The following is a 13,677-nucleotide window of genomic DNA, read 5'->3' on the forward strand; positions in this document are numbered from 1 at the left end:
TGCTCTCGGCGTGCCGGCCGGAAGTCCTCGTACTGGACGCACTCGGGCTTTCGGCCGGTGCGACGAGCGGGGGCACCTCCCACGCCCTTGAGGCACCGGGGGAGCGTGCCGGGCGTCGCGACGGGGCGAACGTTGCCGGTTGGGGCACTAGACATAGCTCCGCATCGGCGCCGGCCCGACCGCGGCGGCGATCGCGTCCGCCAGGGGGCCGGCCTCGGTCGCCTCGAGGGTCGAGACGGTGATCCGGATGCCGGGCGGGGAGCCCAGGCGGAAGCGGGCGCCGGGCGAGACGGCCCAGCCGGCGTGCAGGAGGCGGGCGACCGCGCCGGTCTCGTCGGGGACGGGGACCCAGACGTTCATGCCGCTGCGGCCGTGCGCGCGGACCCCGCGCTCGGCCAGCGCGTCGATGAGCAGTTCCCGCCGGGCGCGGTACGCCGCCGCCACCGCCGGTCCGTCCACCGCGCCGTCCGCCCGCAGCCGGACCACCGCCCGTTGCAGCAGCAGGCTCACCCAGCCCGGCCCAAGCCGCTGCCGGCCACGGACCCGGTCGACGGTGACCGTGTCGCCGGTGAGCACCGCGAGTCTGAGGTCGGGGCCGTAGGCCTTGGCGGCGGAGCGGACGAACGCCCAGTGGTGGGTGACGCCCGCGAGGGGGTGCAGCGGCAGGTCGACGATGCCGTGGCCGTGGTCGTCCTCGATGAGGAGGGTCTGCGGGTGCTCGCGGAGGACGGCACGCAGGGCATGCGCGCGTGCGGCGCTCACCGAGGCGCCGGTGGGGTTCTGGGCGCGGTCGGTGACGATCAGGGCGCGCGCGCCGGAGCCCAGGGCAGCGCGCAGGTCCTCGGGGCGCGGGCCCTCGTCGTCGACGCCGACGGCGGCCGTACGCAGTCCGAGCGCGGAGACGAGGTCGAGGGTGCGGCCCCAGCCGGGGTCCTCGACGGCGACGGCGTCCCCCGGCTTGAGGTGCGCGGCGAGGACGCGTTCCACGGCGTCCAGGGCCCCGGAGAGCACGGCGAGGGGGCCCTCGGGCACGCCGGCGGCGTCGAGTTCGGCCCGGGTGATGCGTGCCAGCTCCGGCTCTACGGGGTCGTCGCCGTACAGGACCGGCTTCCGGTCCGCCTCCGTCGCGACCGCCGCCAGCGCCGGGGCGAGCGACGGCAGCAGCGCGGGGTCGGGGTTGCCGCCGGACAGGTCGCGTACCCCGGCCGGCACGTCCACGCGTATCTTTTCCCGCCCGGTGGTGGCCGGCTTGGGCCGGATCCGGCTGCCCCGGCGCCCGGCGGTCTCGATGACCCCGCGCTCGCGCAGGGTGCGGTAGGCGGCCGCGACGGTGTTCGGGTTCACGCCCAGTCGGGTTGCCAACTCCCGCATCGGCGGCAGCAGTTGCCCCGGTTCCAGTGCACCGGCGCCCACCGCGCGTTCGACGCTCGCGGCAATCTCCGCTGCACCACGGCCTTTGACCGGATACTCTCCTAGCACAAAGCCAATTATGCACTAGTGCAATAGAAACGCAAGGAGACCGCCATGCAGGGGACCCAGCAGACGCCGGCCGAGTCCGCCCCCTACACCCCGACCGACCGCACCGTCCCCACGCGCGCCGCGCACAAGGCGTCGTACGACCGCGACCTGGTGCACGCGATACTTGACGAGGGCTACGTCTGCCACCTCGGGTTCGTCCGCGACGGCGCCCCGGTGGTACTGCCCACGCTGTACGGCCGGGTCGGCGAGCGCCTGTACGTGCACGGCTCCACGGGCTCGCGCCCGCTGCACATGACCGGCGAGGCCGGCCCCGGCCTGCCGGTGTGCCTGACGGTCACCCATGTCGACGGCCTGGTGCTGGCCCGCTCCGCCTTCCACCACTCGATCAACTACCGCTCCGTGGTGGTGCACGGCACCGCGCACCAGGTCACCGACCCCAAGGAGAAGCGGCTCGCCCTGGACGCGCTGGTCGACCACGTCGTACCGGGCCGCTCCGCCGACTCCCGGCCCGCGAACAAGAAGGAACTGGCCGCGACCGCCGTCATCCGCCTCGACCTGAACGAGGTCTCCGCCAAGCTCCGCACCGGCGGCGTGAACGACGAGCCCGAGGACCTCGCCCTCCCCCACTGGGCCGGCGTGGTCCCGCTGCGCAAGGGGTACGACACCCCGCTCGCCGAGGCCGGCCTGGCCCCCGGCACCGGGCTCCCCGACTACCTCACGGCCCTGTGATGCTGATCCGTCCCTGGGACGCGCCCCACGACGACACCGAGTGGCAGACCTGGCTGGCCGCCCACGACTTCGGCCAGCTCGCGGTCAACGGCCCGGCCGGTGAGCCGCCGTTCGTCCAGCCGCTGCACTTCGCCTACGACCCCGACCGCGGCGAGGCCGTCACCCACCTCGCCCGCCCCAACCCGCTGTGGCCGGCGCTGGAGGCGAACCCGCAGGTGCTGCTGAGCGTGGTCGACGACTACGTCTACGTCCCCGGCCCCTGGCAGGCCGCACCGGACACCCAGCCCGAGCACGGCGTCCCCACCAGCTTCTACGCGGCCGTCCAACTCCGCTGCACCGCGCACATCGTCGACGACCCGGCTCAGAAGGCCGCCCTCCTCAACCGCCAGGTCGGCCACTTCCAGCCGGAGGGCGGCTCGGCCCGCGCGACACCGGACGAGGCGCCGTACGGCCGCCTGCTGTCCGGCATCCGCGTCCTGCGGCTGGAAGTGACCGGCGTCCGGGCGAAGTTCAAGTACGCGGGCAAGCGACCGGACGAGGTCCAGCAGCGCATCGCGACCGCCCTGGCCGGCCGGAACGGCCCGCGCGACGCGGCCGCTCGGGAGCATCTGGTGCGCCGGCGAGGGGCGTGAGCGGCCAGCCGGTCACGGAGTGTGCCGCGCCCCGCGTGTCTCCGCCACGGCGAGCCCCGTGACGGAGCCGAGGCCCGCCTCAGGCGGCCGGGGGCGGAAGGACGAGCGCGTTCGACGGCATGATCGACACTCTGGTGCTGTGACCGGAACGGTTCAGCGCGACGCCCGGCACGACGCCTCGCCGTGTTGTCGCATCACCCGAGTACATCCAGTACGCGGGCGATGCTCCGCCTTGCGATGCACCGCACCGGACGCCGCGAGCTTTCCGGCAAACCTTTCCGGTCACCGCACTACTGGGCGGCCGTTCCCCGCGCGGACAACTCCCTTTCGGCGCCGCTGCCCGCCACCGGCTCGGCGGCGCCCGTGGCCGGTGCCGAGGACTGGGCGATGAACGCGCCGAGCAGGACGACCGCGCCGCCGACGACCTGCGGCGCCGAGAGGTGTTCGCCGAGCAGCACCCAGGCCAGCACGGTCGCGATCACCGCTTCCAGGCAGGCCACGGCACCCGCGACCTGCGGAGACAGACGGCGCACGGACAGCACGCCGGTGACGTAGGCGATCACCGTCGCGACCAGCACGGCCCAGGCCAGCAGGGCGGCGGCCGGGACCTCGGTGCCGTTCATGCGGGCGGTGCCGGACAGCACGGACCAGTCCATGGTCCAGGGACGGGTGACGAAGGTCAGTACGACGGCACCGACGAGCAGGCCGTAGGCGATGACCCCGAGCGGGTCCGGCGCCTCCTCGCCCGCCCCGGCGCCCTGGTCGGACAGCACGAAGTAGCCGACCTGGCAGCCGGCCGCGCCGAGTGCGAGCAGCAGCCCCAGCGCGTCGAAGCCCAGGCCCGACCAGACCTCCACGACGCACGCGAGGCCGCCGACCGCGAGGACGACCCCGAGCGCGGCCGCCCGCGTCACCGGCCGCCGCTGCACGAACCGCACCCAGCCGAGCACGAGCGCGGGCGCGAGGTACTCCACGAGCAGCGCGACCCCCACCGGGATGCGGGAGAGCGCGGCGAAGTAGCAGGCCTGGACACCGGCGACGGCGAGCAGCCCGAACCCGGCGAGCAGCGCGGGTCGGCGGCGCGGCAGGCCGCGGTGGCGCACCGCGAGCGGCAGCATCACGAGCGCGGCGCCCGCCACCCGCAGCCACACCACGTGCAGCGGGCCGAGTCCCGCCTCGATCAGCGGCTTGGCCGCGACACCGGATCCCCCGAAGGCGAGCGCGGACCCGAGCGCCAGGCCGAGCCCGACGCCCTTCCCGCCACCGCCGTGACTGCTCTCAGACGTACGCACCGGCACATGATGACAGGCGATGACAGGAGCGTCACCCCCGTTGACACCTGTCTCACCGGCTGGACGGAATCGGAGCGTTGCGCCGCCCGGCGTTCTGGCGGGTGGTGGGGATCGGGGCCGCACGCCGCTCAGCGGTCTGGCGCGCGCGGGAGTACGAGACCGGAAGGCCTCAGCGCATCGCGCCCGGAAACGGAGCTGCCCCCTCCGCTCAGCGGACCGGACCGCACTCCCCCACGTGCTCCGCCGTACCGCTCTCGATCCGCGCGAGCAGACCGGTCACCTCCACCCCGGCGCGCCGGAGCACCTCCACGGCCCGTGCCTGGGGTTCGGCGACGAGGGCGGCGAGGAGGTCGGTGCCGCGGGCCCGGTCCTCGCCGCGCCGCCCGGCGCGCTCGCGGGCATGGCGCATGGCGGCGGCGGCGACCGGCGACCAGCCCTGGGCGCCCTTCAGGAAGGACAGCGCGCCGGATTCCTCCACGGAGCTCTGCCAGCGCAGGCCGTAGCCGATGCTGCGCTGCACGAGGTAGCCGAGCAGACGGACGACCTTCCGGGCATCGCCGATGACGGCACGCACGTCGGCGTCGGTCTCCAGGAGCGAGTGCAGCAGATGGGCGGTGTCGATGTGCCGGTCCCCGTCCCGAAGGGCCCTGCGGCGCGCACCGGCGACCACCGCCGCCAGCTCCGCGCTGAGCCCGGCGTCGTCGTCCGCATGAAGGACGCCCTGGTCGCGGGCGGACCGGCGGGAAGTACGGGGGTGCACATTCCCTACCCCATCAGCCTCCCGGGCGCGCGTCATCGGCGGGGGGAAGCATTTCCGCGTCCCGCACAGAGTGGACGCCGAGGGCCGGTGTCTCCTCCTTACGGAGGAGATCAGGCGGAGAAGCCGGGTCCCACAGGTTCTGACAGTTCATCAGTATTGAATGTTCCAGGCCCTGCGGCTACGTTCCGCGACACCGTAGCCCGACACGAAGGGGTGGTCGCATGGCCGAAGTCAGCGCGGAGGCACACATCCAGGCACCGGCCGAGAAGGTGTGGGCGAAGCTCACGGACTGGTCGGCGTACGGGGAGTGGAACGCGACCCACACCAGCTTCCCCAAGGGCGGCCCCGAGACCCTGGAGGCGGGCGGGACCTTCCAGGAGAACATGAAGCTGATGGGCTTCCCGGCGGAGGTCGAGTGGACCATCGAGGAGCTGGAGCCGGTCCGGGTGTTCGCCATTCGCGGCAAGGGTCCCATGGCGGTGAACGTCGCCACACGCTACACACTCACCCCCGACGGCGACGGTACGACCGTGCGCATCCACGGCGAGTTCACGGGCGCGGCCGTCTCGCTCATGGCGGGCAAGCTCAAGGACTCGGCGACGGCGGCCCTGAACGAGTCGCTGCGCAAGCTGGGCGGACTGGTGGCCTGACACCGCCCGCGCTCACCCCGTACAGGAAGGGCCCCGTGGATCACTCCACGGGGCGCCTCGATCGCCGTACGGCCGTCAGGCCTCGTCGGCGAGGATCAGGTACAGCTTCTTGCGGGCGTCGTTGATCACGCCCAGCGCCTTCTCGCGCTGCTCCTTGCTGCCGGTCTTCCAGACCTGACTGAAGGCCTCCATCAGACCCATCCCGGCCTGGCGGATCTCACTGAGCGCCTCCCAGTCGACCCCGCGGGAGGCCTCCTCCCAGGGGGCCTCGGGGCCCTCCTCGGCCGCGGCCCGGCCTTCGTCGGTGAGCGCGAACAGCTTCTTGCCGCCCTCGCTCTCGCTGGCGATCAGGCCCTCGTCCTCCAGCAGTTGGAGGGTCGGGTAGACCGAGCCGGGGCTGGGCTTCCAGGCGCCGCCGCTGCGCTCGGCGATCTCCTGGATCATCTCGTAGCCGTGCATCGGCCGGTCCTTGAGCAGGGCCAGGATCGAGGCCCGCACGTCACCGCGCCGCGCCCGCCCCCTGGGGCCACCGCGCCCTCGCGGCCCCCAGGGTCCCGGTCCGAATCCGGGGCCGCCGGGCCCGAATCCCGGGCCACCAGGCCCGAAGGGACCGAAGGCCGCGCGGCGCTCGCCCCGGCCGCGCCGGTGGGGGCCGTCCTGTCGATGTCCACGCTCGAATCCGTGGGTGCGCATCGCCATCACTCCATTGATCGTCGATCAGTCGCGATGCTTCAACGATATATCGGAACCGATCGCCCGGCAAGCCCCCGCAGCGAGACGCGGTGTCCCGCGCCCGGCAAGCCCGCGCAGCGAGACGCGGTGTCCCGTCCCATGCGAATTGGCTCTGGCGCACCGCAGCCCACCGGCGACGCTGTGTCCGACGCTCGCGGTGAGGGGCGAGGGCGTCGGGGAGGTAGGCGTGGGCGAGCCTGCGGAGGCGGGATCCGGCTGGGCGTACGCGTCGGACGTACAGGTGGGGTTCGTCGGTGTCGACGGGATGGGGCAGTTTGGGTCGCTGGTCCGCCACTGGGACGGGCCGTTCGAACGTGCCGCCCCGGTCCGGAAGTTCATCTCGTTCAAGGGGCAGAAGAACTTCACGGGTGACCACTGGGGGCGACCTCGCGTGACCTGGTGGGGTACGAGTCATGGGTGGAGCGGGACGCCGCGATGGCCCTGGATTTCGACCCCGCCGTGGCCGCCTTGGCCTCTCACCCCTTCTGCCTGTCGTGAGGGGACGGCGGCCGGGATCGTCAGCACACGCCCGACTGTTTCGCGCGGCTGGCCGACGGCACCGTTTGGGACGGGACAGTGGAATCGGTCCAGCACCCCCCGATTGGCCTTGGCCCCGCAGGAACCGCACCCCCTACCGTCAGCGCATGCGCATCCGAATCGTCGACGCCTTCACCGACCGGCCCTTCGCAGGCAACCCCGCCGGGGTCCTGCTGCTCGACGCCTTCCCTGACGACGACTGGCTGCAGAAGGTCGCCACCGAGGTCAACCACGCCGAGACGGCGTTCGCCCACCGCCTGCCCGAGGGCGGGGACGCGGACTGGGCGCTGCGGTGGTTCACGCCCGTCACCGAGGTGGCGATGTGCGGCCACGCGACACTCGCCACGGCCCATGTCCTGCACACCACCGGCGCCCACGAGGGCCCGGTGCGGTTCGCCGGCCGCAGCGGGGTGCTCATCGCGACACCCGGCGAGGACGGCTCGATCACCCTGGACTTCCCGACCGCCCCCCTCACCCCGGTCGGCCTCCCGGCCGGCGTGACGGAGGCGCTCGGCGCGGAGCCGGTCGCCGCCTTCGACACCGGTCCGGACATCGGCGACCTGCTGCTGGAGCTCGCCGACGAGAAGACCGTCCTCGGCCTCTCCCCCGATCACAAGGCCCTCGCCGCCTACTCCACACGCGGGATCATCGCCACCGCCCGGGCCGAGGACCCAGCCCGCGGCCACGACTTCGTCTCCCGCTGCTTCTTCCCCAACGTCGGCATCGACGAGGACCCGGTCACCGGCAGCGCCCACACCGCCCTGGCCCCCTACTGGTCCGAGCGCCTCGGCCGCCCCGACCTCACCGGCCTGCAGGCCTCCCGCCGCACCGGACTCGTCCGCACGGGCCTGCGCGGCGACCGCACCCTGCTGACCGGCCGCGCGGTGACCGTCATCGAGGGCGAGCTGCTCGCCTGAGCCCTGCGCCCCGCCCCCTGAGCCCCGAGCAAAGCGAAAGGGGGCGTACGACAGCCTCGTACGCCCCCTTCCCAGCCGCTCACGCCGTCGGCAGCCACCCCACCTTGCCCGCCAGCAGCGCGTAACCCACGAACGCCCCGATGTCGAGCAGGGAATGCGCGACCACCAGGGGACCGACCCGCCCCCAGCGCCGGTACAGGTACACGAACACCACGCCCATGACCATGTTGCCGACGAAGCCGCCGATGCCCTGGTACAGGTGGTAGGAGCCGCGCAGTACGGAACTGGCCACCAGTGCGGTCCCCGGGGTCCAGCCCAACTGGCCCAGCCGGCGCAGCAGATAGCCCACGACGATCACCTCTTCGAGGATGGCGTTCTGCATCGCCGAGAGGATCAGCACGGGATACTTCCACCACACGTCGGGCAGCGCCTCCGGCACCACCGTGAGGTTGAAGCCGAGGCCGCGGGCGGCCAGGTAGAAGGCGATGCCGGTGCTGCCGATGACCGCCGCGACCCCGGCCCCGCGGCCGAGGTCGGGCCAGGGCCGGGTCCGGTCGAAGCCCAGGGTGCGCAGGCTCCCGCCCTCGCGCAGCAGGAGGTGCGCGACCAGGGCGACGGGGACCAGCGCGGTGGCGATGCCGAACAGCTGCCAGGCCAGATCCAGCCAGGGACGGCCCGGCGCGGCCGAGGCGTTGAGGGTGGCCGCCTGGTCCTTGAGACCGCCGGGTTTGGTGACCGATCCGACGAAGCTGATCAGAGCGGACACTCCGCTCGCACCGAGCGAAAGACCCAGAACGAGCAGCGTCTCGTCCCGGAAGATCCGTCGGGAGGGCCACTCCCCCGGATAGGAATCGGCCACCGAGCCCGCCTCCACCTGCACACCTGCCTTCAGTTGGGTAATCCCGCCCCATGCCCGTCTTCGCCCGGGCTATGGTCTCGAAAGAACTTACGAATATCGTGACGAGTTACGAAGATCGTGCGCCACAGGCTGTCGGGGGACGGGAAGGGGCACCACCGTCATGGGACGTCACAGCTTGCCCGATCCGTACGGCGCGGGCGCGGCCGACCCCCGCTCGCGCGTCCGCCGCCGCACGGTGGCCATCGCCACTGCCCTCGTCCTCACCGTCGCCGCCGGCACGGCCGCCGCGGTCAAGAGCGGGCTGCTGTCGTTCGGATCCTCCTGCCAGGACGACGCGGTACGGCTGACGGTGGCCGCCTCACCGGACATCGTCCCCGCGCTGAAGGCGGCGGCCGGGCGGGCGCGCACGCAGAACGTGACGTCCGACGGGCGCTGTGTGGCCGTCACCGTGACCGCGCGGGACGCGTACGAGGTCGCGGACGCGCTGCGGAAGGACAGGAAGCCGGACGCCCAGGTGTGGGTGCCGGACTCGGAGGCCTGGGTGGAGCGGGTGAGGACGGACCGTGCGGCGACGCAGCTGACCCCGGTGGGGAACGTCGCCGCCACACCGGTCGGGGTGGCGATGGAGCCCGCCGCCGCGAAGGCGCTGGGGTGGCCGAAGAAGACGTACAGCTGGACCGAACTGGCCGGTGCCGCCCTGGGGGACGGCTCCGTCGGGCTGGGCGCGGCCGACCCTGCGCGCAGCGCGACCGGGCTGCTCGCGCTCACCCGGCTCACGACGGCCGCCGGCAGGACGAAGGACGGGGACACCCGGGCCGCCGCCCTGATGAAGACGCTGTCCCAGCGGGTCTCCGGCACCGACGGGCAGGTCCTCGCCACCCTGCCCGGCCGCAACGACGCGGTGATCCTCAGCGAACAGGCGGCGTTCGCGTACAACGCGACGGCGGACGCCGGCCGCGACCTGGACCTGTTCTATCCCACGGACGGGTCACCGAGTCTCGACCACCCCTACGCCCTCGTCGACGAGCCCGAGCTGACCACCGACGAGAGCCGGGCCGCGATCCGCTTCATGAGCTATCTGCGGCGGCCGGCGCAGCGCACCCTGCTGGAGAAGCACGGATTCCGCACGGACGACGAGACCGCCCCGCGAGCCGTCGTCGCCCAGGCCGGCGGCAGCAGCCCCCAGCCCTACGCGTCACCGTCCGCCGAGCCGGCCTCCCGGGCCGCCCTGGAGGACGCGCTGGGCACGTGGACGGTCACGGTGCAGAACGCCCGGATCACCACGGTCGTCGACGCTTCGGCCTCCATGGCGGAGCCGGTGCCGGGGACCGGCCGGTCCCGCATGGACGTCACCCGGGCCTCGCTGCTCCGGGCCCTCGCCACCTTCACGCAGGAGGACGAGATCGGCCTGTGGGAGTTCTCCACCCGGCTCGACGGCGCCAAGGACTACCGCGTCCTGGTGCCGGCCGAGCGGCTCGGCGACCGCGAGGGCTCCGGCACGTAGCGGGACCGGCTGTCGGCGGCCTTCGACGGCCTGGAGCCCGTGCCCGGCGGTGCGACCGGGCTGTACGACACCACGCTCGCCGCGTACAAGGCGGCGACCTCGGCGTACGCGAAGGGCAGGTTCAACGCGCTGGTCGTGCTCACCGACGGGGTGAACGAGGACCCTGGCAGCATCTCGCGCTCCACCCTCGTCTCCGAGCTGGCGAAGCTCAGCGACCCCGAGCATCCGGTGCCGCTGATCGTCATCGCGGTGGGGCCGCAGGCCTCCGAGGAAGAGGCCCGGGAGATGGCCGAGCCCACCGGCGGCACCGGCCAGGCGGTCAGCGATCCCGCCCAGATCGACACGGTGATCCTGAAGGCCATCGTTGCCGCGGGGGCGGCGGGGGCGGGCCGCACCGGGGACTGAGCCCGCGCGCTCGTCGCCCTCGTCGTCCCCGCGCCGGTCGTCCCTACCCCAGCGGCACCGGCTCCGGCAGCCCCACCGGCCAGGTGTGCACCGGCTCCCCGAGGTGCATGAGCTCGCAGTAGCGCCGGGTCGTGGCCGCCAGGGCCGCGTCCCGGGGGAGGCCCTGTTCCAGGGCCCGGTGGAAGGTCGCCGCCTGCCAGGCCGCGCCGTTGACCCGCCGTCGGCACCGCTCCTCGACGACGCCGAGGTAGAGGTCCCGGTCGGCGGCCTCGACGCCCCACGCCGCCAGCCCCGCCTCGGCGAGCGGCAGCAGTTCCTCGCGCACCAGCGTCACCGCGTCGACCTCGCCCAGGCCGCCGTACCGGCCGCGCCGGGGCCAGACCAGGCGCGCGTCGATGCCGTACCGGCACGCGGCGTCGAAGTTGGCGGCGGCCGTCTCGAAGGGCATCCGGGTCCACACCGGCCGTGACTCCTCGGCGAGGGCACGCACCAGACCGTAGTAGAAGGCCGCGTTGGCGATGACGTCGGTGATGGTGGGCCCGGCCGGCAGCACGCGGTTCTCCACGCGCAGGTGCGGAACACCGTCGGCGACGTCGTAGACCGGGCGGTTCCAGCGGTACACCGTGCCGTTGTGCAGGACCAGTTCGGCGAGCTTCGGCGCGCCGCCCGCGTCGAGGACCTCGAGCGGGTCCTCGTCGTCGCAGATGGGCAGCAGGGCCGGGAAGTAACGCAGGTTCTCCTCGAACAGGTCGTACGCCGAGGAGATCCACCGCTCCCCGAACCACGTGCGCGGTCGCACGCCCTGGGCCTGGAGCTCGGGCGGGCGGGTGTCGGTGGCCTGCAGGAAGAGCGGGGGGCGGGACTCGCGCCACAGCTCGTGGCCGAAGAGGAAGGGGGAGTTGGCGCCGACGGCGATCTGCGGCGCACTGGCCACCTGCGCGGCGTTCCACACGTCGGCGAAGCGACCCGGGGTGACCTGGAGGTGGAGCTGCACGGAGGTGCAGGCGGCCTCGGGGGCGATCGAACGGGAGGTGCAGGTGAGGTGCTCGACACCGTCGATGTCGAGGCGGAAGTCCTCGCCCCGGGCGGCCACGATCTGGTCGTTGAGCAGGGTGTAGCGGTCGACCTCGGAGAGGTTGGAGGAGACCAGGTCGTCGCGGTCCAGGGTGGGCAGGATGCCGATCATCACGATTCCGGCGTCCAGCTCGCCCGCCTTGCGGTCGGCGTAGGCCAGCGAGGTGCGCAGTTCCTCGGCGAGCCGGTCGAATACCCGCCCGCCGAGCCGGTGCGGGGCGATGTTGACTTCCAGGTTGAACATGGCGAGTTCTGTTTGGAAATCACGGCTCGCGATACGTTCGAGTACCTGTCCATTCAGCATTTTCGGCAGGCCGTCGGGACCGACGAGATTCAGTTCGATCTCCACACCCATCAGGTTCTTCGGGCGATCGAACCGCTTCTGGGCCAGCAGGCGCTCCAGCCCCGTCAGGCACTTCTGGAGCTTTTGCCGGTAGCGCTGCCGATCGGACAGGTCGAACGGCCCTGCCACGACCTTCTCCCCCATCGAAGCGTCCCTCCTCGGATGGGCGGGCGGAAGATCCGGCCGCCGGGGTCCAGGGTCAGGTGGGATGATGCCCACCCGACGCGATCGATAACGTCACGCGCGGACCCCGTCCCCGCTACTCTGTTGGAAAGTGTCCCGCGGCACATTCACGGGGCATGGGGCAGCACGCACCTTCGTGTGCCCCGATGACCTCGTGAAAAACGCCGACGAGAATGGGCCGACCGCTGCGGCAGCGTATTCCGAGGTCAGGGCGGCTGGAGCGGCCCGAGAATCGGGATTTTTCCCGCGAATCGCCGACCGATTACGACCTTGTTCTACTCACCGGAAACGGCTAGACGAAACATCGTCTGAACATATGTCGGTTAAACTCCGCGAAGAAGGCAGAAGGTTGGCGCCCACTGTCCTGGTTCCCGCCGTCCAGACGACGTGCGGCAGGCCGCGTCCGCACCTCTCGTTCACCGCCCCGGGCCCCCGCCTCTGTGACCCATGAGCTGACAGCGTCGTCCGCCCACCCCCGCCCTCGCGCCATCGCGCCTGTCGAATGAGAGGCGACCCACCATGCCCCTGCACGTCCCCCCTGCCCCCGCGCCCGCCCTGCGCTCCGTGCTCACGGCTCTCGGTTCCCCCACCGCCGTCCGCGAGGCCCGTACTCCCGCCCTGCGTGCCGCGCAGGGTCCCGCCACCCCAGAACTGCCGCTTCCCGTGCACGTACTGGACCGGATCACCACCGAGGGCGTGTCCGCGACCCGGCTGACCGGCTGGCGGTTCCTGATCCGCTGCGGCGACCGTGCGGTGGCCGCTGCGGAGACCCGGCTGACCCCCGACGGCTGGGCGTTCTCGCACTTCTTCGAAGGTCCCTACATCGCCTCCACCGAACGCGCCCTGCGGCAGGCCGAGACCATGCAACAGCCCTACCAGGCACGTCTGCTGTCGGTGCCGGGTCTGTACATGCTCACACTGTGGCTGCACGGTGACTGCGCCGCGGACGGCGCCGAGGGCCATCCGGCCGCCACCGACCTGCTCGTCCCGCTGGCCCCGGCACCGCCCGGCATCGCGGCCCACCGGCCGCACCGGGTCGCCGAACTGCTTCCGGTGCTGACCCATCGGGTGACGCCGATCCCGCTGCTCGGCTCCCCCGCCTGACGCCGCTCCCTTCCCCCTTCTCCTTTCGTACCCCGCCACCTCTCCGGTGGCGGGGTTCGTGTGTGACTAGCCCCTTCCGGCCACCGAGAACCACCCGAAAAGACAGTGCAGTTGCGCTGAACCGGCCGCGCGGGTGACGCGTCCTCAACCTGTGAGAAGCCGTGCTGCGAAATCCCTGCGGATTCACGCCCGGAGGGCAACACTGGGTTCCGACCGACTTTTCACCACGGGGGGCGGACATGACCACGACAGAGCGAGAGATCCCACCCATGTGCCAGCACCAGCCACCGTGCGCGACAGCCGAATCCGCCGACCGGGAGTCCGCCCGCCTCGTGGCGCACCACCCGGAGCAGGGTTGGAGCCTGCTGTGCAACGGCGTTCTGCTCTTCGAGGACACCGGTGAGCTCCTGCCCAACGGCCAGATCATCGCCCCGCACCGCCCGCTGGGCACCAGCCGGGTGATGACGGCCGCCTAGG

At 72.6% G+C, this 13,677-nt stretch carries 12 protein-coding genes and 1 pseudogene; 7 read left to right on the forward strand and 6 right to left on the reverse strand.

Annotation, left to right across the window (positions count from 1 at the left end; translation table 11 throughout):
• Positions 1–147: 147 nt before the first annotated feature.
• On the reverse strand, positions 148–1,479 hold the full coding sequence (locus ACIBBH_RS25435; protein ID WP_399408265.1) for an aminotransferase class I/II-fold pyridoxal phosphate-dependent enzyme: 1,332 nt from the start codon (positions 1,477–1,479) through the stop codon (positions 148–150).
• A 45-nt stretch (positions 1,480–1,524) separates the two neighbouring features.
• Here ACIBBH_RS25435 and ACIBBH_RS25440 point away from each other — a divergent pair, with 45 nt between their 5' ends.
• Both ACIBBH_RS25440 and ACIBBH_RS25445 read left to right on the forward strand, forming a co-directional pair.
• Positions 1,525–2,208 (forward strand): pyridoxamine 5'-phosphate oxidase family protein, encoded by a 684-nt coding sequence (locus tag ACIBBH_RS25440; RefSeq protein WP_399408266.1) that lies wholly within the window; start codon positions 1,525–1,527, stop codon positions 2,206–2,208.
• A complete protein-coding gene (locus tag ACIBBH_RS25445) occupies positions 2,208–2,840 on the forward strand; it encodes an FMN-binding negative transcriptional regulator (RefSeq protein WP_399408268.1) in 633 nt (210 codons plus the stop codon). Before ACIBBH_RS25440 ends, ACIBBH_RS25445 begins: the two co-directional genes overlap by 1 nt.
• 290 nt (positions 2,841–3,130) lie before the next feature.
• On the opposite strand, the gene ACIBBH_RS25450 is transcribed toward ACIBBH_RS25445, so the two are convergent.
• Positions 3,131–4,138 carry an EamA family transporter gene (locus ACIBBH_RS25450; protein ID WP_399408270.1) on the reverse strand — a complete coding sequence of 336 codons (1,008 nt, stop codon included), beginning with the start codon at positions 4,136–4,138 and terminating at the stop codon, positions 3,131–3,133.
• Between the two features lie 202 nt (positions 4,139–4,340).
• The gene (locus tag ACIBBH_RS25455; RefSeq protein ID WP_399408272.1) at positions 4,341–4,892 is read right to left on the reverse strand and encodes a Clp protease N-terminal domain-containing protein; all 552 of its coding nucleotides are present in this window, start codon (positions 4,890–4,892) and stop codon (positions 4,341–4,343) included.
• 221 nt (positions 4,893–5,113) lie between these two features.
• Here ACIBBH_RS25455 and ACIBBH_RS25460 point away from each other — a divergent pair, with 221 nt between their 5' ends.
• Positions 5,114–5,542, forward strand: coding sequence for an SRPBCC family protein (locus tag ACIBBH_RS25460; protein ID WP_399408274.1), 429 nt, complete (start codon positions 5,114–5,116; stop codon positions 5,540–5,542).
• A 75-nt stretch (positions 5,543–5,617) separates the two neighbouring features.
• Here the strand turns inward: ACIBBH_RS25460 and ACIBBH_RS25465 are convergent, their stop codons facing one another.
• The gene (locus ACIBBH_RS25465; protein WP_399408276.1) at positions 5,618–6,235 is read right to left on the reverse strand and encodes a PadR family transcriptional regulator; all 618 of its coding nucleotides are present in this window, start codon (positions 6,233–6,235) and stop codon (positions 5,618–5,620) included.
• A 683-nt stretch (positions 6,236–6,918) separates the two neighbouring features.
• Between ACIBBH_RS25465 and ACIBBH_RS25470 the strand changes: the two genes are divergently transcribed.
• Positions 6,919–7,728: a PhzF family phenazine biosynthesis protein gene (locus ACIBBH_RS25470; protein WP_399408278.1), complete on the forward strand. Its 810-nt coding sequence runs from the start codon at positions 6,919–6,921 to the stop codon at positions 7,726–7,728.
• Between the two features lie 79 nt (positions 7,729–7,807).
• On the opposite strand, the gene ACIBBH_RS25475 is transcribed toward ACIBBH_RS25470, so the two are convergent.
• Positions 7,808–8,608, reverse strand: coding sequence for a CPBP family intramembrane glutamic endopeptidase (locus ACIBBH_RS25475; RefSeq protein ID WP_399408280.1), 801 nt, complete (start codon positions 8,606–8,608; stop codon positions 7,808–7,810).
• A gap of 139 nt (positions 8,609–8,747) precedes the next feature.
• Here ACIBBH_RS25475 and ACIBBH_RS25480 point away from each other — a divergent pair.
• Positions 8,748–10,496: pseudogene (locus tag ACIBBH_RS25480) on the forward strand (substrate-binding and VWA domain-containing protein).
• Positions 10,497–10,539: 43 nt separating this feature from the next.
• On the opposite strand, the gene ACIBBH_RS25485 reads toward ACIBBH_RS25480, so the two are convergent.
• Positions 10,540–12,057: a glutamate--cysteine ligase gene (locus ACIBBH_RS25485; protein ID WP_399408282.1), complete on the reverse strand. Its 1,518-nt coding sequence runs from the start codon at positions 12,055–12,057 to the stop codon at positions 10,540–10,542.
• A gap of 558 nt (positions 12,058–12,615) precedes the next feature.
• Here ACIBBH_RS25485 and ACIBBH_RS25490 point away from each other — a divergent pair.
• The gene (locus ACIBBH_RS25490) at positions 12,616–13,200 is read left to right on the forward strand and encodes a hypothetical protein (protein ID WP_399408284.1); all 585 of its coding nucleotides are present in this window, start codon (positions 12,616–12,618) and stop codon (positions 13,198–13,200) included.
• Between the two features lie 269 nt (positions 13,201–13,469).
• Complete coding sequence (locus ACIBBH_RS25495) at positions 13,470–13,676, forward strand: DUF5999 family protein (protein WP_399408331.1); 207 nt, start codon at positions 13,470–13,472, stop codon at positions 13,674–13,676.
• Position 13,677 lies beyond the last annotated feature (1 nt).

Source organism: Streptomyces sp. NPDC051636, from assembly GCF_044453765.1.
Taxonomy (GTDB): Bacteria; Actinomycetota; Actinomycetes; order Streptomycetales; family Streptomycetaceae; genus Streptomyces.

Bases quoted from the DNA above. Each gene is read 5' to 3' on its own strand.
- ACIBBH_RS25440 (WP_399408266.1), top strand. From the start codon at position 1,525: ATGCAGGGGACCCAGCAGACGCCGGCCGAGTCCGCCCCCTACACCCCG.
- ACIBBH_RS25445 (WP_399408268.1), top strand. From the start codon at position 2,208: ATGCTGATCCGTCCCTGGGACGCGCCCCACGACGACACCGAGTGGCAG.
- ACIBBH_RS25460 (WP_399408274.1), top strand. From the start codon at position 5,114: ATGGCCGAAGTCAGCGCGGAGGCACACATCCAGGCACCGGCCGAGAAG.
- ACIBBH_RS25465 (WP_399408276.1), bottom strand. From the start codon at position 6,235: ATGCGCACCCACGGATTCGAGCGTGGACATCGACAGGACGGCCCCCAC.
- ACIBBH_RS25470 (WP_399408278.1), top strand. From the start codon at position 6,919: ATGCGCATCCGAATCGTCGACGCCTTCACCGACCGGCCCTTCGCAGGC.
- ACIBBH_RS25485 (WP_399408282.1), bottom strand. From the start codon at position 12,057: ATGGGGGAGAAGGTCGTGGCAGGGCCGTTCGACCTGTCCGATCGGCAG.
- ACIBBH_RS25490 (WP_399408284.1), top strand. From the start codon at position 12,616: ATGCCCCTGCACGTCCCCCCTGCCCCCGCGCCCGCCCTGCGCTCCGTG.
- ACIBBH_RS25495 (WP_399408331.1), top strand. From the start codon at position 13,470: ATGTGCCAGCACCAGCCACCGTGCGCGACAGCCGAATCCGCCGACCGG.